Genomic DNA, 17939 nt, shown 5'->3' on the forward strand with positions numbered 1-17939 from the left:
GCGTTCATGGTTTGGATGGGGTGGTGGACGGCGCGGCGCTCACGACGCGGCTGACGTAGCGCGGCAGCGACCAGGCGCCGCCGGCGAAGCCGCGGCACATATGGTCGCTCTCGGCGCCCGTGCGCACGAAGGCCTGGCCGTCGAAATGCCAGGTCTCGCTGGACCAGCAGTCGCCGATGCCGCGGCCCTTGAAGCTGGAGGTGATGCTGGCGTCCTTGTCGTCGTACTCGCCGTTGGCCTCGAGCGCGACCGGTGCATAGGGCGGCTTGTCGTTGGCGAGCCACTGCAGGCTGGAGTAGTTGTAGGCACCCATGCCGCAACCCAGCGACAGCAGCACCCTGGTGCCGGTGAGGCGGTGCACCTCGAGCGACTTCGGGTCGACCTTCTCGCTGTTGTTGCAGTACTCGAGCGCCTTCTTGAGATCGAGCGAGGGGAAGATGCGCGCCGCCAGGGCATCGTCGCCCGGCTTCGGCCTCGCGGGCTGGAACGCGCGCACGACCGGCGCGGGCACGGCCACCGGCACCGTCGATTCGGCCTTGCCGCCGGGGCGCACCAGCGCGCCGGGGGTGTCGATGCGACCCTGGGCCTCGTCCATCTTGAGCAGCACGGCGTTCAGGCCCGAGAGCGAGAGCTGCCATTCGCGGCCGCCGCCGGCCGTGAGCTTGGCGCTGTCGGCCTTGAGCAGCTCGGGCAGCACGGCGCGGATCTGGGCTGCATCGAGGCTCAGGGCATCGTTCTTCAGGCCCGGCACCACGGCCTTGCCGACCGTCAGGCGCAACGGGCCCTTGACGTCCTCGGTGCCGATCTGCAGGTCGATCTCGAGCGCGGTGCCCGGCCCGGCGGCACGCGTGATGCGCATCGAGACCGGCTCGTTGGCGCCGGTTTCGGACTGGTAGCCGGCCGCGCGGCAGGTGCGCGTGTTGTCGCAGGCCAGTTCCCAGTCGTTGTGCGTGAAGGACACCGGCGCCTTGGCGGCAGGCCCGGCGGCCGAGGCGGACAACGCGGCGAGCGACAGGGCCGCGGCGGCGCAGGCGGCTTTCATGATCCCGTCTTGCGGCGCAGGCGGTACTGCTCCAGGAACTTCGCGATGCGGTTGATCGCCTCGCGCAGGTCGTCCTCGTGGGGCAGGAACACGATCCGGAAGTGGTCGGGCGTGGTCCAGTTGAAGCCGGTGCCCTGCACCAGCATCACGCGGGTTTCCTTCAGCAGCTCGAGGAAGAACTGGCGGTCGTCCGCGATCGGATAGACCGCCGGGTCGAGCTTCGGGAACATGTAGAGCGCGGCGCTGGGCTTGACGCAGCTCACGCCGGGGATCGCGGTGATCAGCTCGTAGGCCAGGTCGCGCTGGCGGCGCAGCCGGCCGCCCTCGCCCACCAGCTCGTTGATGCTCTGGTAGCCGCCGAGCGCGGTCTGGATCGCCCACTGGCCGGGCACGTTGGCGCACAGCCGCATGTTCGAGAGCATGTTCAGGCCCTCGATGTAGTCGCGCGCGGCGCGCTTGTCGCCCGACACCACGAGCCAGCCGGCGCGATAGCCGCAGGAACGGTAGCTTTTGGACAGCGAGTTGAAGGTCAGCGTGAGCACGTCGCTCGACAGGCTGGCGATCGCCGTGTGCTTCACGTCGTCGTAGAGCACCTTGTCGTAGACCTCGTCGGCGAAGATCACGAGGCCATGTTCGCGCGCGATCTCGACGATGCTCTTGAGCAGCGCGTCGGAATAGAGCGCGCCGGTCGGGTTGTTCGGGTTGATGACCACGATGCCCTTGGTGCGCGGCGTGATCTTGGCGCGGATGTCCGCCAGGTCGGGCATCCAGCCGTTGGCCTCGTCGCACAGGTAGTGCACCGGCGTGCCGCCCGACAGGCTGGTGGAGGCGGTCCACAGCGGGTAGTCGGGAGCCGGCAGCAGCAGCTCGTCGCCGTCGTCGAGCAGCGCGTTGGTCGACATCGCGATCAGCTCGCTGGCGCCGTTGCCCAGGTAGATGTCGTCGAGGGTCACGCCCGTGATGCCCTGCTTCTGCGTCTCGTGCATCACCGCCTTGCGCGCGGCGAAGACACCCTTGCTGTCCGAATAGCCGGCCGAGGTGGGCAGGTTGCGGATCATGTCCTGCTGGATTTCCTCGGGCGCATCGAAACCGAACACGGCGAGGTTGCCGATGTTGAGCTTGATGATCTTCTGGCCGTCCTCCTCCATCTGCTTCGCCGCATCCATGATCGGACCGCGAATGTCGTAGAGCACGTTGGCCAGCTTGGCCGATTTCTTGAGCTGCTTCAAAGGGCCCTCCCGGGCGCGGTTCATGCAAGAAAGTTGCGGGAAGTCGTGACAACGGCGGGGATCGCTGCGCGACCTGCAAAGGCCCTGGCGGGCCTCGTGTCACTAGGGAAAACCTATAATTTGACCACAGTTCCCAGTGCCCCGATGAAGCTCCAGCCCGACAAATCCGACACCCAGACCCTCACCGCGCATGGCCCGGGTTGGGTCGCCATCAACAACGAAAAAGTCGAGGGCAGCGTGGTCGTCGGCTCGCGCGGCGAGCGCTTCGAATGGAACTGCAGCCGCTTCGAGGACCTGGGCCCCGAGCACTTCGCCCAACTGGCCGCGCTGGGCGCGGAACTGATCATTTTCGGCAGCGGAGCACGCATCCGCTTCCCGCAGCCCGCGTGGATCAAACCCCTGATGGCTCAACGCACCGGCGTGGAGACCATGGACACCCCCGCGGCCTGCCGGACCTACAACATCCTGGCCGGCGAAGGCCGGCACGTGGTCGCGGCCCTGCTGGTCGAGCGGCCCGCGGGTGGCTGAGAGAGGGGTTTTCGGGGTAAAATCTCGGGTTGCAAACCGCCGGGCGCGCTCCTTCTGGGGGCCACCGGGCACCCAGAGTTAGCAACGACCAATCTTCCATCAACCGAGGACCCGAGATTTTGGCGAGCGGCACCGAAAGGCGCCTTCAGCTCGACACAGGCAGGCTCGGGCAGTGGAAACAAACGGAGAAAACAAGTTTCATGGCGATCGTTGTCAACAAACCCATTCCCGAATTCGACGCCAACGCCACCGGTGGCCTCAAGGTCTCGAATACCTCGCACCTCGGCCACGTCCTGGTCCTGTATTTTTACCCGAAAGATAACACTCCGGGGTGCACGACCGAAGCCATGCAATTCCGCGATCGCTACAAGGACTTCGAAAAGGCCGGTGCCACGGTGTTCGGCGTCTCGCGCGACAACATGAAGTCGCACGACGAATTCAAGGCCAAGCTCGAACTGCCGTTCGAACTGATCGCCGACACGGAAGAGAAGATGTGCCACATGTTCGGCGTGGTCAAGAACAAGATCATGTACGGCAAGAAGGTCAAGGGCATCGAGCGCAGCACCTTCCTGATCGGCGCCGACGGCATCCTGAAGGCCGAATGGCGCGGCCTCAAGGTGCCGGGTCACGTCGACGAAGTCCTCAAGGCCGTCAAGACCCTGAAGAAGCCGGCCTGAGGCTTTCGGGCCTGCCCGGTCGAAGGTTTCACCCGCGTGTCAGTGGTGCGCAATTGCGCCGCCGCGTGGGGAATGTCCAACGAACGGCGTAAAGTGGCGCCGACGCCCCAGAGGCGGTGTGCATAATGGCCGCATGCTGTTGAGCTCCACGACCGCATCCTCCGAACAAAGCCGCCTGGGTCTTCAGGCGGCTTTTTCGTTTTCTGGTACCCACTTTTTTGCGAGCGACCTGACACATGCCACTGCCCCCCGCCCCCACGAGACGTGCCGCACTGCTCTCTCCGGACGCGATTGACGCGCCCGCCCGTTCTTCGCACAGGGGGTCCCGCCGGTCCGGCGACGCGCGCGCCGAGACCGAGGCGCCGAGCGGACCGCAAGCGCTCGAGCTGTTCGACCGGCATTCGGCCGAAGTCCCCGGCGGCGGCCTAGAAGCACCGCCGGCACCCGCTGCCCGCCCCCGCCGCAAGCCCCGTTCGACGCCCGCATCCGCGCCCACCCCGGCGCCACAGCAGCAGCAGGCCCTGACGCGTTCGGCACCGGCCGAAGCCCCGCGTGCCGAGGCGCCCGCGCCGCAGCCGGCGCCGAAACCCAAGCGCAGCCGCTCGAGCGGCCCCGCCAAGCTCTTCGTGCTCGACACCAACGTGCTGCTGCACGATCCGATGTGCCTGTTCCGCTTCGAGGAACACGACATCTACCTGCCGATGATCGTGCTCGAGGAGCTCGACGGTCACAAGAAGGGCACGACCGAGGTCGCGCGCAACGGCCGCCAGACCAGCCGCACGCTCGACGCCCTGGCCGCCGCGCAGGACGCCGACATCGCCAAGGGCCTGAAGCTCGACACCACCGGCCATCGCGAGGCCGGCGGCAAGCTGTTCTTCCAGACCGATCCGCTCGACTACGCGCTGCCGCTGAGCCTGCCCCAGGGCAAGGCCGACAACCAGATCCTCGGCGTGGTGCACGCGCTGCGCGACCTCCACGCCAAGGAATCGCCCGACCGCGCGAAGCGCGAGGTGGTGCTGGTGTCGAAGGACATCAACATGCGCGTCAAGGCGCGCGCGCTGGGCCTGGACGCCGAGGACTACCAGAACGACAAGACGCTGGAAGACGGCGACCTGCTCTACTCGGGCTCGCTCGCCCTGCCCCCCGACTTCTGGACCCGCCAGAGCAAGACGGTGGAGAGCTGGCAGAGCGGCAGCAGCACCTTCTACCGCGTCAGCGGCCCGATCGTGCCGAACATGTACATCAACCAGTTCGTGTACTTCGAGGCGCCCGGCGAGCCGAGCATGTACGCGCGCGTCACCGAGATCCGCGAGAAGACCGCGGTGCTCAAGACGCTCAAGGACTACAGCTCGGGCAAGAACGCAGTGTGGGGCGTGAACACGCGCAACCGCGAGCAGAACTTCGCGATGAACCTGCTGATGGACCCGGAGATCGACTTCGTCACGCTGACCGGCACGGCCGGCACCGGCAAGACGCTGATGGCGCTGGCCTCGGGCCTCACGCAGGTGCTCGACGACCGCCGCTACACCGAGATCATCATGACCCGCGCCACCGTGAGCGTCGGCGAGGACATCGGCTTCCTGCCCGGCACCGAGGAAGAGAAGATGGGCCCCTGGATGGGGGCGCTCGACGACAACCTCGAGTTCCTCGCCAAGGGCGACGGCGGCGGTGCCGGCGAATGGGGCCGCGCCGCCACCAACGAGCTGATCCGCAGCCGCATCAAGGTCAAGAGCATGAACTTCATGCGCGGGCGCACCTTCCTCAACAAGTACGTGATCATCGACGAGGCGCAGAACCTCACGCCCAAGCAGATGAAGACGCTGATCACGCGCGCGGGCCCGGGCACCAAGATCATCTGCATGGGCAACCTCGCGCAGATCGACACGCCCTACCTCACCGAAGGCTCCTCGGGCCTGACCTTCGCGGTCGACAAGTTCAAGGGCTGGCCGCACGGCGGACACATCACGCTGGCGCGCGGCGAACGCTCGCGGCTGGCCGATTTCGCGAGCGACGTGCTCTAAGACACCGCCTCGCCGGCGTCGAGCCCGCGCCCGCTCCCCGGAGCAGCGCGGCTTTTCTTCGTCCCGCGATGACCGGCTCCTGACAAGACGTTGTCAGGAGCCGGTCCGCACCATCGAGGCTCCTCATCACCAACGAAAGAGAGCCCTTCATGTCCAAGACCATCAGCTGGTTCGAGATCCCCGTGGCCGACCTGGACCGTGCCCAGGCCTTCTACGAAACCGTGCTCGGCCGCAAGCTGCGCCGCGAGACCCTCGGCGGCGACCCGCTGGCCGTGTTCCCCTACGACGATCCCGCGACCGGCGGCGCCCTGCAAGCCGGCGCGAAGGGCGCGGCGAAGGCGGGCACCGGCATCCGCATCTACCTCGACTGCGCACCGAGCATCGACGCCGTGCTGTCGCGCATCGAGGCGGCCGGCGGGCAGATCGTCGCGCCCAAGTCGGCACTGCCGCCCGGCATGGGCTTCATCGCCCACCTGCGCGACACCGAAGGCAACGAAGTCGGCCTGCACGCCCTCGCCTGAAACGCCATGCCGCAGCGCAACTGGATTGCGGTCGCGAGCGCCGAGCATGCCCGGCGCGGGCGCGACCACCGACCGCTGGGCTTCATGCAGGCCTGCCACGGCAAGGCGGGCCCGCTCCGGCGGGTCGCCGCGGGCGACCGCGTGGCCTACTATTCGCCGGCCACGGTGTTCGGCGGCACGGACAGGCTGCAGAGCTTCGTGTCGATCGGCATCGTGCAGCCCGGCGAGGCCTACGAATTCGACATGGGCGGCGGCTTCGTGCCCTGGCGCCGCGACGTGCGCTACGCCGTCGCGCACGAGACACCGATCGCACCGATGATCGAGCGCCTCGCCTTCATCGAGAACCCGAAGCAATGGGGCTACAAGTTCCGCTTCGGCCTGTTCGACATCGGCGATGCCGACATGGCCTTGATCGCGCGCTGCATGAAGGCCGACCTGAAGAAACTGGCCCTTTGAACCAGACAACCCGAACACCTTCGCAGGAGAAAACCCCCATGGAACCCGTGCGACTACATCACGACGCCTTCGCGGTCGCAGGCCTCACGGTCCGCACCACCAACCGCGAAGAGAGCGACCCCGCGACCGCCCGCATCGGCGCGCTGTGGGGACGCTTCTTCGGCGAGCAGACCTACGAAGCCACGCCGCATCGCACGGGCGACACGCGCATCTTCGGCGTCTATGCCGCCTACGAATCCGATGCCCACGGCCCCTTCGACCTGACGGCGGGCGTGGCCGTCTCGAGCGGCGCGGACAGCGTGGCCATCGAGGCCGGCGACTACCTGGTCTTCAGCGGCCAGGGCGAGATGCCGCAGATGGTGATCGCCACCTGGCAGCGCATCTGGCAGTATTTCGAGGCGCACCCGGAGATCGCGCGCCGCTACCGCAGCGATTTCGAAGCCTACGAGGGGCCCGGACAAGGTAGAGATCCACATCGGAGTGGCATGAGCATCCCGAAGAGCGAGCGCTGATGCGCCGCGCCGACCGCCTGTTCCAGATCGTCCAGCTGATCCGCGGCCGGCGCCTGACCACGGCCGCCTTCCTGGCCGAACGGCTCGAGGTCTCGGAGCGCACGGTCTATCGCGACGTGGCCGACCTGCAGCACCAGGGCGTACCGATCGAGGGCGAGGCCGGCGTGGGCTACCGGCTCGGCGCGGGTTTCGAACTGCCGCCGCTGATGTTCACCCAGGACGAGGCCTCGGCGCTGGTGGCCGCGGCCCGGCTCGCGCAGAGCTGGGTCGACCCGGCGATGGCGCGCGACATCGAGACCGGGCTCGGCAAGATCCTCTCGGTGCTGCCGCCCTCGGCACGCGTGTCGGCCGAGGCGCTCGCGCTCTACGCGCCCGCGCTGGGGCTCAGCGACCTGCTGCGCGAACGCCTTCAGACGCTGCGCGAAGCGGTGCAGTCGCACCACAAGCTGCACCTGGTCTACCGCGACGTGGCGGGCGAGCCCAGCGAGCGCACGGTGCGGCCGCTGGGCTGCTTCTACTGGGGCAAGGTCTGGACGCTGTCGACCTGGTGCGAGCTGCGCGAGGACTTCCGCGGCTTTCGCATCGACCGCATCGACGCGGTCGAAGTGCTGGCCGAGCGCTTTCGCGACGAGCCCGGCAAGACGATGGCCGACATGCTGCGCCAGGTGAAGACCGAGGCCGCCGAGGCCAAGCGGCTGCAGAAGAGCTGGCCCGAGGGCGTTCCTACCGCGCCCGATGCGGGCGTCGCGCTCGCGCGTTCCACCGAGCCGCGCTGAAGGCGCGAACTCGAGAAGGCGTGAAGGAACCGTCGCGAGCGCCCCGAGGTCGCGTCGAGGACCGGAGCCGTACTCACGTACGGCGAGGACCGCAGATGCGAGATCGGGGCGCGCAGCAGGTTCATTCACGCCTTCTCAGAAGTCGTCGCTGCCCATCGCCATGTTCTCGAACTTGGTGAGGGGCTTCAGGAAGGCCAGCTTGACGGTGCCCGTCGGGCCGTTCCGGTGCTTGCTGATGATCACCTCGGCCACGCCCGGCTCCTTCGACTCCTTGTTGTAGTAGTCGTCGCGGTAGATGAACATGATGATGTCCGCGTCCTGCTCGATGGCACCCGATTCCCGCAGGTCACTCATCATCGGGCGCTTGTCGGTGCGGCTCTCGACGCCGCGGCTGAGCTGCGACAGCGCGATCACCGGGCACTTGAGCTCCTTGGCCAGCATCTTCAGGCCGCGCGAGATCTCACCCACGGCCGTGGCCCGGTTCTCGTCGCCCGACATGCTGGTCGACATCAGCTGCAGGTAGTCGACCACGATCAGGCCGAGGCGGCCGTACTGGCGCGCGAGCCGGCGCGCGTTGGCGCGCAGCTCGCTGGTCGACAGGCCCGGCGTCTCGTCGATGTGCAGCGACACGGTGCGCAGCTTCTCGATCGCCTCGGTCAGGCGCGGCCATTCCTCGTCGGTGAGCTTGCCGGTGCGCAGGTGGCCCTGGTCGATGCGACCGATCGAGCCGACGATACGCACCGCGAGCTGCGAGGCACCCATTTCCATCGAGAACACCGCCACCGGCAGTCCCTCGTTGAGCGCCACATGCTCGGCGATGTTGATCGCCAGCGAGGTCTTCCCCATCGACGGACGCGCTGCCAGCACGATCATGTCGCCGGGCTGCAGGCCCGAGGTCATCTTGTCGAACTCGTAGAAGCCGGTGCGAACGCCCGTGATGTCGTTCGGGTTGTCGGCCATCTCGGTCACGCGGTCCAGCAGCTCGACCACCAGGGCATCCATGCTCTGGAAGCCCTGCTTCATCCGCGTGCCTTCCTCGCCGATGTTGAAGATCTTCTGTTCGGCTTCGTCGAGGATCTTGTCGACCGTCTTGCCCTGCGGATTGAAGGCGTTGGTCGCGATCTCGTCGCTGGCCGAGACCAGCTTGCGCAGGATCGAGCGCTCGCGAACGATCTCGGCGTAGCGGCGGATGTTGCTCGCGCTCGGCACGTACTGCGCGAGCGAGTTCAGGTAGACCAGCCCGCCGCTCTCGTCGGCCTTGCCGAGCGTCTGCAGCTGCTCGTAGACCGTGATCACGTCGGCCGGTTTGCTGCCGTTGATCAGGCCACCGATGGCGGCAAAGATCAGCTTGTGCTCATGGCGGTAGAAGTCGCCGTCGACCAGCAGGTCGCCCATGCGATCCCAGGCCGTGTTGTCGAGCAGCAGGCCGCCCAGCACGCTCGATTCGGCCTCGATCGAATGCGGAGGGATACGCAACTGCGCGACCTGGCGGTCGGACGGATCGTTGTCGGCGTAGGAGAAGACGGCGGCCATGGGCTTCCTTGCAACCCTCCATGCTAGCCCGCGCACCCCGCGGCGTCACGTGGACAAGGTTGTGAATAACAGGTGAACTTCCGGTGCAGCGGACGGGACAACTTCCGCCGGCGGCACAAAAACAAAAGCCGCCCGAAGGCGGCTTCTGGCAGCGCATCTGGGATGCGCCGGAACGATCAGGCGGTTTCGCCGTAGACCGTCACGTTGATGTCGACCACCACGTCGGTGTGCAGCGAGACGCTGACGGTGGTGTCGCCGACGGTCTTGATCGGGCCGTTCGGCAGGCGAACTTGCGACTTCGCGACCTTGTAGCCTTGCTTGCCCAGTTCTTCAGCGATGTCGCTGTTGGTGACCGAGCCGAACAGGCGGCCGTCGACGCCAGCCTTCTGCGTCAGCTTGACGGTCGTGCCGGAGAGCTTTTCGCCCTGGGCTTGCGACTCGGCCAGCTTGGCAGCGGCGGCCTTTTCGAGTTCGGCGCGCTTGGCTTCGAACTCGGCCTTGTTGGCGGCGGTGGCGCGGCGGGCGCGGCCCGACGGGATCAGGAAGTTGCGGGCGTAACCGTCCTTGACCTTGACGATTTCACCGAGGGTGCCGAGGTTGACGACCTTGTCCAGAAGAATGACTTGCATGCTGTGTCTCCTTCTTAGACGCGGTGCTGGTCGCTGTACGGGACCATGGCGAGGAAGCGGGCACGCTTGATCGCGGTGTTGAGCTGACGCTGGTAGATCGCGCGGGTGCCGGTCAGGCGGGCCGGGATGATCTTGCCGTTTTCGCTGATGAAGTCACGCAGCGTGTCGATGTCCTTGTAGTCGATTTCCTCGACGCCAGCGACGGTGAAGCGGCAGAAACGCTTGCGCTTGAACAGCAGCGACTGGGTGTTGCGCTTCGGGCGCTTGTCTTTGTTGAATTTCTTGAACGTGGCCATTGTGGGACCTCTTGTCGAAAATTAATCTTGCTGAAAATCCTGGATGTGCAGGACCGGAAGCTTGCCGTTGGCCGGTGTCGAGAGGAACCCCTGGAATCGCCAGAGACTTCCCATCGACTGCTTTGCGAGCCGCTCGGCGATGGCGCCGAACGCAACGGCCTTGAGGGCCGTCTTCACCTGCCTGGACTGTCCCGCCACCTGAAGGATCGACTCGTGTTCGAGCTTCAGGTCGATGGCGGGCAAGCCGGCCGGGGTGAATCGCAAGGCACCGAGTTCGGCAACATGGGCGGACAGCAGAAGCTGGTTGACCCCGGTTGCCGTCGCAGCGGCAGCACTCACACCGACATCAGTTGTTGTTGTTGGCGGCGGCGTATTCGGCCTGTTGAGCCTTGCGGGCTTCTTCGCGCTCGACCGTCTTCATCATCGACGAAGGACCGGTGTCGGCCTTCTTCTTCTGAACGGTCAGGTGGCGCAGCACGGCGTCGTTGAACTTGAAGGCGTGTTCCAGTTCGCTCATCACGGCCTGTTCGGCTTCGATGTTGACGCACAGGTAGTGCGCCTTGTTGAGCTTGTTGATCTGGTAAGCCAGTTGACGACGGCCCCAGTCCTCGACGCGGTGGATCTTGCCGCCGCCGGTCGTGATCAGGCCCTTGTAACGCTCCAGCATGGCCGGAACTTGCTCGCTTTGATCCGGGTGGATCAGCAGAATGATTTCGTAGTGACGCATGGCACTCCTTGTGGGTTTCTTCTTCCGCTTTTTGCCCGGAAGAAGGAGTTGAAGCCACCCGCAGCGTCGGCGCAGTGTGGCAAGGCAAAGCCGGCTATTGTAGCCATATCTTCGGCGAAACGCCAAGTCGAGCGCCTGGCACGGCCCGAAAGGCCGCCGGACTCAGTCGTACAGCGCCCGGTCGAGCGGCTCGGCCTTCTCGGGCCCGACCGCCGCGCGGATCTTCGGCGCCAGCGCCACGAGGTCCTCGTAGCCCCCGCCCCTTCGACCTGCAGGTTGAGCCGCACGCCCTTGAGCCCGAGGCTGGCCGTGAGCCGCGTGGCGATGGGATAGGCGTCGGTGTAGCGCTGCTGGCTGCTGCGGCCGGAAGACGCCTTGGGCGCCGTCTCAGCGGCGGAATCCGCCGCCGGCGCCTCCGCCACGGCACCGCCCGGCGGGCTCAGCAGGCCGAGCGCGACCATCTGGTCGATGTCCTCGCGCGCGATGCCCGCGCCGGCGGCGATCACGTCGTCGACCGAACGCTTGCCGTCGAACAGGATGAAGGCGGTGCGCTGCCGCGGCGACAGCGGGACCGAGCGGTCCTTGAGGACCTGCTGGCCGGTCTCCGTCTTGACAAGAATCATGCGTGTCTCCCGACGGCCTGCCGGCCGGCCACCGCCGCGAGCGGGAACGCCGCACGCCACGGAAGTCCGGTCAACGCCGCCTCGTGATGAATTTCACGAGTCTGACACCGGAAACGTCCATCCAAGAGATTGACACCCGCCTGACACGGGAATCCCCGCATGGGGATTCCCGCAGGTCGGGCCGGCTCAGCGCTTGGCGAGTTGCTGCCAGGTGTCGATCACGCTGTCGGGATTGAGCGAGATCGACTCGATGCCCTGCTCCGCCAGCCACAGCGCGAAGTCGGGATGGTCCGACGGGCCCTGGCCGCAGATGCCGACGTACTTGCCCTTGTCCTTGCAGGCCTTGATGGCGCGGCTCAGCATGGCTTTCACGGCCGGGTCGCGCTCGTCGAAATCGGCCGCCAGCAGCTCGAGGCCCGAGTCGCGGTCCAGGCCCAGGGTGAGCTGGGTCAGGTCGTTCGAGCCGATCGAGAAGCCGTCGAAGTACTCGAGGAACTCCTCGGCCAGGATGGCGTTGCTCGGCACCTCGCACATCATGATCAGCTTGAGATCGTTGTCGCCGCGCTTGAGGCCGTACTTGGCCAGCAGGCCGGTCACGCGCTCGGCCTGGCCCAGCGTGCGCACGAAGGGCACCATGATCTGCACGTTGGTCAGGCCCATGTCGTTGCGCACGCGCTTGAGCGCCTCGCATTCCATGGCGAAGGCCTGGCCGAAGTCCTCGCTGAGGTAGCGCGCCGCGCCGCGGAAGCCCAGCATCGGGTTCTCTTCCTCGGGCTCGTAGCGGCTGCCGCCGATCAGCTTGCGGTACTCGTTCGACTTGAAGTCCGACAGGCGCACGATCACCTTCTTGGGCCAGAAGGCCGCGGCGATGGTGGCGATGCCCTCGGCCACCTTGTCGACGTAGAAGGCGCGCGGCGAGGCGTGGCCGCGGGCCACCGACTCGACGGCCTTCTTGAGGTCGTTGTCGACGTTCGGATAGTCGAGGATCGCCTTCGGATGCACGCCGATGTTGTTGTTGATGATGAACTCGAGCCGCGCGAGGCCCACGCCGTGGTTGGGCAGCTGCGCGAAGTCGAAGGCCAGCTGCGGGTTGCCGACGTTCATCATCAGCTGGATGTCGATCTCGGGCATCACGCCGCGCTGCACCTCGGTGACCTCGGTCTCGAGCAGGCCGTCGTAGATGTAGCCGGTGTCGCCCTCGGCGCAGCTCACGGTGACCAGGGTGCCGTCCTTCAGCAGGTCGGTGGCGTCGCCGCAGCCGACCACGGCCGGAATGCCCAGTTCGCGCGCGATGATGGCCGCGTGGCAGGTGCGCCCGCCGCGGTTGGTGACGATGGCCGCGGCGCGCTTCATCACCGGCTCCCAGTTCGGGTCGGTCATGTCGGTGACCAGCACGTCGCCGGCCTGCACCTTGTCCATCTCGCTGATGCTGTGGACCAGCCGCACCGGGCCGGTGCCGATCTTCTGGCCGATCGCGCGGCCCTCGGCCAGCACGGCGCCGCGGCCCAGCAGCTTGAAGCGCTGCTCGGCCTTGCCCTGCTGCTGGCTCTTCACGGTCTCGGGACGCGCCTGCAGGATGTAGATCTGGCCGTCGGTGCCGTCCTTGCCCCACTCGATGTCCATCGGGCGGCCGTAGTGCTGCTCGATCACCAGTGCGTACTTCGCGAGCTGCTCGACCTCGTCGTCGGTCAGCGAATAGCGGTTGCGCTGCTCGGCCTTCACGTCGGTGGTCTTGACCAGCTTGCCGGAGGCCTTCTTCTCCTCGGGCGTGGCGAACTCCATCTGGATCAGCTTGGAGCCCAGGTTGCGGCGGATCACCGCGCGCTTGCCGGCGTTGAGCGTGGGCTTGTGGACGTAGAACTCGTCGGGGTTCACGGCGCCCTGTACCACGGTCTCGCCCAAGCCGTAGCTCGAGGTGATGAACACCACGTCCTCGAAGCCCGACTCGGTGTCGATGGTGAACATCACGCCGGCCGCGCCGAGGTCGGAGCGCACCATGCGCTGCACGCCGGCCGACAGCGCCACCACGTCGTGGGCGAAGCCCTTGTGCACGCGGTAGCTGATGGCGCGGTCGTTGTAGAGGGAGGCGAACACCTCCTTCATCTTGTGCAGCACGTCCTCGATGCCGACGACATTCAGGAAGGTCTCCTGCTGGCCGGCGAAGGAGGCGTCGGGCAGGTCTTCGGCGGTGGCCGAGGAACGCACGGCGAACGAGGCCTGCGGGTTGCCGGCGCTCAGGGCGGCGAAGGCGTCGCGGATGGCCTTCTCGAGGTCGGCCGGGAAGGGCTGGGCCTCGACCATGGCGCGGATCTCGGCGCCGGCGGTGGCCAGCGCGCGCACGTCCTCGGTGTCGAGCGCGGCCAGGCGCTTGCTGATCTTGTCGGCCAGCCCGTCGTGGGCCAGGAACTGGCGGAAGCCATGGGCGGTGGTCGCGAAGCCCGTGGGCACGCGCACGCCCTGGGGCAGCTGCGAGATCATCTCGCCGAGGCTGGCGTTCTTGCCGCCAACCGCCTCGACGTCGGTCATTCTCAGGTTTTCAAACGGTACGACCAGGGCGGTCGCGTCGAAAAGTGCAGACATGGGAAAGCTCCAGAAGTTGAAACCTGCTGCATTCCATGCGGACGGCGCGGCACGATCGTTGTCGTTGCTTTGGGTGCGGACGCGGTGGGCATGGAAGGAAAGATACGGTGGGGGCCGAGGGGCGGAATCCCGATAATGGGGCGGATTGTAGGCGCGCCGGGGCCGCGCGCGTCGCAGGACAACACCGCCAGACCATGCACACACGAACTGTCTTCTTCGTTTCCGACGGCACGGGCATCACGGCCGAGACTTTCGGCAACGCCGTGCTCGCCCAGTTCGAGATGAAACCGCGCCATGTGCGGATGCCCTTCACCGACACGGTCGACAAGGCCCACCAGGCGGTGCGGCAGATCAACCACACGGCCGAACTCGAGGGCGTGCGCCCGATCGTCTTCACCACGCTGGCCAACATGGACGTGCTGGAAGTGATCGAGACCGGCTGCAAGGGCATGCTGCTCGACATGTTCGGCACCTTCGTGCGCCCGCTCGAGATCGAGCTGGCGATGAAGTCCAACCACCGGATCGGCCGCTTCAGCGACGTCAGCAAGAGCAAGGAGTACAACGACCGCATCGCCGCCATCGACTTCAGCCTGCAGCACGACGACGGCCAGAGCAACCGCGACCTTCAGGGCGCCGACGTCATCCTGGTGGGCGTGAGCCGCAGCGGCAAGACGCCCACCTCGCTCTACCTGGCGATGCAGCATGGCCTCAAGGCGGCGAACTACCCGCTGATTCCGGAAGACTTCGACCGCCGCCAGCTGCCGCCGGCGCTCATTCCACATCGCAAAAAAATCTTCGGCCTGACCATCCAGCCCGAGCGGCTCAGCGAGATCCGCAACGAGCGCCGGCCGAATTCGCGCTATGCCAGCATCGAGAACTGCCGCCACGAGGTCAGCGAGGCCGAGGCCATGATGCGGCGCGCCGGCATCCGCTGGCTCTCGACCACCACCAAGTCGATCGAGGAGATCGCGACCACGATCCTGCAGGAGCTGCGGCCGGAGCGGTTGAACTACTGAACGCCCCGGACGGCGGCTTCTAGCCGAACAGGTACTGCTCGATCCCGTCCGCGCCGACCACGCTCTCGCACGGCATGCGCCAGACCGCCTCGATCAGCGGCGGCGCCAGCACTTCGGCGGTCGGTCCCTGGCACAACCCGCCAGGGATATCGGGCACGCCCAGCACCACCACCTCGTCGGCATAGCGCCGCGCCAGGTTCAGGTCGTGCAGCACCACCACCACGCCGACGCCCTGCCCGGCCCAGCCGCGCAGCAGCCGCATCGCGGCATGCTGGTGGGCCAGGTCGAGCGCGGCCGTCGGCTCGTCGAGCAGCAGCCAGCGCGCGGCCCCGTCGGCGCGCGGATGCCACAGCTGCGCCAGCACCCGCGCCATGTGCACGCGCGCCTTCTCGCCGCCCGACAGCGTGTTGAGGACGCGCGGCGCGAGCGCCGACACGTCGGTCAGCGCCATCGCCGCGGCGACGATCGCGTCCTCGTCGGGCGCGGGTGCCAGCCGGTGCGGATAGCGGCCCAGCGCGACCACGTCGCGCGCGCTGAAGTCGAAGGCCACCGCGCTTTCCTGCGGCATCAGTGCGCGCCGCAGCGCGAGCGCCGGCATGCCGTGGGCGCGCAGCGGCCGGCCGTCGAGCAGCGCCCGGCCTGCCGTGGGCTCGCGCTGCCCCGACAGCACCGACAGCAAGGTCGACTTGCCCGCGCCATTGGGGCCGAGGATCGCCGTCACGCGGCCGGGCGCCAGCCGCACCGTGGCCCGCGAGAGCAGCGCCTTGGCGCCGATGCGCACCTCGGCGTCCTCGCAGCGCAATCCAAGTTCCAGATCCGGCGCCTTCATATGCGCCCCCGGAAGTGCCGCAGCATCAGCAGGAACATCGGCACGCCGATGAAGGCCGTGAGCACGCCCAGCGGCAGCTCGGCGGGCGCCATCGCGGTGCGCGCCACCGTGTCGGCCACCAGCACCAGCGCCGCGCCCAGCAGCGCCGAGGCGGGCAGCACCACGCGGTGGTCGGGCCCGGCCACCATACGCACCCAGTGCGGCGCGATCAGGCCGACGAAGCCGATGATCCCGGTGGTGGCCGTCACGGCGCCCACCGCCACGGCCGTGACGACGATGGCGCGCCGCTTGATGCGCTCCACGTCCACGCCCAGCAGCGCCGCCTGCGATTCGCCGAGCGCGATCGCGTTGAGCGGCGCGGCCAGCGAGGCCGCCGCCACGCAGGACAGCAGCACCGCCACGCCGACCAGGATCACCGCGCTCCAGCGCGCGCCGCCCAGGCTGCCGAGCAGCCAGAACTGCAGGCTGCGCAGTTGCTCGTCGGTGGCCATCACGCTGAGGAAACCAAGCCCCGCGCCCGCCAGCGCATTGACCGCGATGCCCGCGAGCAGCATCAGCGCCATGCGCGTGCCGCCCTCGCTGCGCGACAGCGCATAGATCAGCAAGGTGACCGAAAGGCCGCCGCCGAAGGCCATGACCACCAGCGTCCAGCTGCCGAGCGTGCGCGGCAGCACCGGCATGAACCAGGCGCCCAGCACGATGGTCACGCCGGCCGCGAGCGCGGCGCCGCTGCTGATGCCCACCAGGCCGGGGTCGGCCAGCGGGTTGCGAAACAGGCCCTGCATCAAGGTGCCCGCCATGCCAAGTCCCGCGCCGGCCGCCACGCCGAGCACCAGGCGCGGCAAGCGGATGTTGACGAACACCAGGTATTCGGGCGACCTGTCGGCCGCGGCGCCCTGCCCCAGCGAGGCCAGCACCTTCCACAGTTGCGGCAGGCTGATCGCGTAGGCGCCCGAGACCGCGCCGAGCGCCAGCGCGAAGGCGAGCAGCAGCGCGCAGCCGGCCAGCACGGCCCGCGGCGGAAAGCGCTGGCTCATGCCACCGCGGCCATGAACTTCGGATGCAGTTCGGCGATCGCCGCCGGCATGCGCGGGCCGAAGCCCAGCAACAGCAAGGCGTCGAGCGTGACCAGCGAGCGCTTCCTGAACGCGGGCGTGAGCGCCAGTTCGGGCCGCTGCCAGAAGCGCTCGATGCCGCCGTGGGCCTCGATGCTCTGGTCGCTGGTCATGACGATGTCGGGCGCGGCCGTGGCCATGGCCTCGGCGGTCATCGGGCGGTAGCCCTCGAAGCCGCCGAGCGCATTGACGCCGCCCGCATAGCCGATCACCGCGTGCGCGGCGGTCTTCTCGCCCGACACCTGCGGGCTCGCGCTGTGCGAGAGCACGAACAGCACGCGCGGCTTGCGGCCCTGCACGGCGGCCACGCGCTGCTGCACCTGGGCCCATTCGGCATCGAGCTTCGCCTGCAGCGCGCGCGCCTGCGCCTCGCGGGCCGCGGCGCGTCCCACCACCTGGATCTTGCGCCGCACCTCGCCCCAGCTGTGGTCGGCCTGCACGATCTCGACCTTGACGCCGGCCGAGCGCACCTGGTCGAGCACCACCGGCGGCCCGACTCGTTGGTGGCGATCACCGGCATCGGGCTTGAGCGACAGCAGCCCCTCGGCCGAGAGCTGCCGCATGTAGCCGACCTTGGGCGTGCCGCGCGCCGCGGCCGGATAGAGGCTGGTGGTGTCGGTGCCGACGAGCTGGCCCTCGGCGCCGAGCAGGTACACCACCTCGGTGATCGCGCCGCTCACGGTGATGAGCCGCGGCAGTTTCTTCGCCTCGGGCGACTGGGCAAACAGCGGCAGCGCGCCGGCGCCAGCGAGGCCGCGGCGGCGAGGCGCAATGCGTCGCGGCGGCGGACGAGGAAGGGGGAGATGCGTTCTTCGGTCATGGAGAAAAA

Annotated in this window: 18 protein-coding genes and 2 pseudogenes; 8 read left to right on the forward strand and 12 right to left on the reverse strand. The window is 67.7% G+C overall.

The genetic code is table 11. The features are described 5' to 3' along the window. Window positions 1–4 precede the first annotated feature (4 nt). Both ACHMXE_RS31705 and ACHMXE_RS31710 read right to left on the reverse strand, forming a co-directional pair. Entirely contained in the window at window positions 5–1042 is a 1038-nt protein-coding gene (locus ACHMXE_RS31705) for a DUF1176 domain-containing protein (RefSeq protein WP_395348026.1), read from the reverse strand. Then, entirely contained in the window at window positions 1039–2271 is a 1233-nt protein-coding gene (locus ACHMXE_RS31710) for a pyridoxal phosphate-dependent aminotransferase (RefSeq protein WP_395352887.1), read from the reverse strand. Before ACHMXE_RS31710 ends, ACHMXE_RS31705 begins: the two co-directional genes overlap by 4 nt. Before the next feature lie 144 nt (window positions 2272–2415). Between ACHMXE_RS31710 and ACHMXE_RS31715 the strand changes: the two genes are divergently transcribed. The 7 genes and pseudogenes from ACHMXE_RS31715 to ACHMXE_RS31745 all read left to right on the forward strand — a co-directional run bounded on the left by ACHMXE_RS31715 (window position 2416) and on the right by ACHMXE_RS31745 (window position 7762). Then, a complete protein-coding gene (locus ACHMXE_RS31715) occupies window positions 2416–2799 on the forward strand; it encodes an Mth938-like domain-containing protein (RefSeq protein WP_209540915.1) in 384 nt (127 codons plus the stop codon). 200 nt (window positions 2800–2999) lie between these two features. Next, window positions 3000–3476 (forward strand): peroxiredoxin, encoded by a 477-nt coding sequence (locus ACHMXE_RS31720; RefSeq protein ID WP_057595862.1) that lies wholly within the window; start codon window positions 3000–3002, stop codon window positions 3474–3476. A gap of 236 nt (window positions 3477–3712) precedes the next feature. After that, window positions 3713–5497: a PhoH family protein gene (locus tag ACHMXE_RS31725; RefSeq protein ID WP_395348028.1), complete on the forward strand. Its 1785-nt coding sequence runs from the start codon at window positions 3713–3715 to the stop codon at window positions 5495–5497. 149 nt (window positions 5498–5646) lie between these two features. Next, the gene (locus ACHMXE_RS31730) at window positions 5647–6018 is read left to right on the forward strand and encodes a VOC family protein (protein WP_208511180.1); all 372 of its coding nucleotides are present in this window, start codon (window positions 5647–5649) and stop codon (window positions 6016–6018) included. A gap of 6 nt (window positions 6019–6024) precedes the next feature. Then, a complete protein-coding gene (locus ACHMXE_RS31735) occupies window positions 6025–6474 on the forward strand; it encodes an EVE domain-containing protein (RefSeq protein ID WP_395348030.1) in 450 nt (149 codons plus the stop codon). A 38-nt stretch (window positions 6475–6512) separates the two neighbouring features. Then, window positions 6513–6963 (forward strand): annotated as a pseudogene (locus tag ACHMXE_RS31740) (GyrI-like domain-containing protein). A gap of 22 nt (window positions 6964–6985) precedes the next feature. Beyond that, window positions 6986–7762, forward strand: coding sequence for a helix-turn-helix transcriptional regulator (locus ACHMXE_RS31745; RefSeq protein WP_395348032.1), 777 nt, complete (start codon window positions 6986–6988; stop codon window positions 7760–7762). Between the two features lie 135 nt (window positions 7763–7897). On the opposite strand, the gene dnaB is transcribed toward ACHMXE_RS31745, so the two are convergent. The 7 genes and pseudogenes from dnaB to ppsA all read right to left on the reverse strand — a co-directional run bounded on the left by dnaB (window position 7898) and on the right by ppsA (window position 14150). Further along, window positions 7898–9295: a replicative DNA helicase gene (gene dnaB, locus ACHMXE_RS31750; RefSeq protein WP_093342979.1), complete on the reverse strand. Its 1398-nt coding sequence runs from the start codon at window positions 9293–9295 to the stop codon at window positions 7898–7900. A 176-nt stretch (window positions 9296–9471) separates the two neighbouring features. Next, window positions 9472–9924: a 50S ribosomal protein L9 gene (gene rplI / locus ACHMXE_RS31755; protein ID WP_209540919.1), complete on the reverse strand. Its 453-nt coding sequence runs from the start codon at window positions 9922–9924 to the stop codon at window positions 9472–9474. Window positions 9925–9938: 14 nt separating this feature from the next. Continuing rightward, window positions 9939–10220: a 30S ribosomal protein S18 gene (gene rpsR, locus ACHMXE_RS31760; protein WP_007830781.1), complete on the reverse strand. Its 282-nt coding sequence runs from the start codon at window positions 10218–10220 to the stop codon at window positions 9939–9941. A 21-nt stretch (window positions 10221–10241) separates the two neighbouring features. Further along, the gene (gene priB / locus ACHMXE_RS31765) at window positions 10242–10559 is read right to left on the reverse strand and encodes a primosomal replication protein N (protein ID WP_395348033.1); all 318 of its coding nucleotides are present in this window, start codon (window positions 10557–10559) and stop codon (window positions 10242–10244) included. Window positions 10560–10566: 7 nt separating this feature from the next. Beyond that, window positions 10567–10947, reverse strand: coding sequence for a 30S ribosomal protein S6 (gene rpsF / locus ACHMXE_RS31770; RefSeq protein ID WP_057595983.1), 381 nt, complete (start codon window positions 10945–10947; stop codon window positions 10567–10569). A 162-nt stretch (window positions 10948–11109) separates the two neighbouring features. Next, a pseudogene (locus ACHMXE_RS31775) lies at window positions 11110–11570 on the reverse strand (hypothetical protein). Between the two features lie 186 nt (window positions 11571–11756). Beyond that, window positions 11757–14150 carry a phosphoenolpyruvate synthase gene (gene ppsA / locus ACHMXE_RS31780; RefSeq protein ID WP_203205307.1) on the reverse strand — a complete coding sequence of 798 codons (2394 nt, stop codon included), beginning with the start codon at window positions 14148–14150 and terminating at the stop codon, window positions 11757–11759. A gap of 194 nt (window positions 14151–14344) precedes the next feature. Between ppsA and ACHMXE_RS31785 the strand changes: the two genes are divergently transcribed. Next, window positions 14345–15166, forward strand: a complete 822-nt coding sequence (locus ACHMXE_RS31785) for a pyruvate, water dikinase regulatory protein (RefSeq protein WP_203205306.1) — start codon at window positions 14345–14347, stop codon at window positions 15164–15166. 19 nt (window positions 15167–15185) lie between these two features. Here ACHMXE_RS31785 and ACHMXE_RS31790 read toward each other — a convergent pair whose 3' ends face one another. The 3 genes from ACHMXE_RS31790 to ACHMXE_RS31800 are packed head-to-tail and all read right to left on the reverse strand — an operon-like array spanning window position 15186 to window position 17790. Continuing rightward, window positions 15186–15995 (reverse strand): heme ABC transporter ATP-binding protein, encoded by an 810-nt coding sequence (locus ACHMXE_RS31790; protein WP_395348034.1) that lies wholly within the window; start codon window positions 15993–15995, stop codon window positions 15186–15188. After that, the gene (locus ACHMXE_RS31795) at window positions 15992–17032 is read right to left on the reverse strand and encodes a FecCD family ABC transporter permease (protein ID WP_395348035.1); all 1041 of its coding nucleotides are present in this window, start codon (window positions 17030–17032) and stop codon (window positions 15992–15994) included. Before ACHMXE_RS31795 ends, ACHMXE_RS31790 begins: the two co-directional genes overlap by 4 nt. After that, window positions 17029–17790, reverse strand: a complete 762-nt coding sequence (locus ACHMXE_RS31800) for a hemin ABC transporter substrate-binding protein (protein WP_395348037.1) — start codon at window positions 17788–17790, stop codon at window positions 17029–17031. The genes ACHMXE_RS31795 and ACHMXE_RS31800 overlap by 4 nt, the downstream gene beginning before the upstream one ends. Window positions 17791–17939: the final 149 nt, after the last annotated feature.

Source organism: Variovorax sp. UC122_21 (assembly GCF_044056785.1).
Classification (GTDB): domain Bacteria; phylum Pseudomonadota; class Gammaproteobacteria; order Burkholderiales; family Burkholderiaceae_C; genus Variovorax.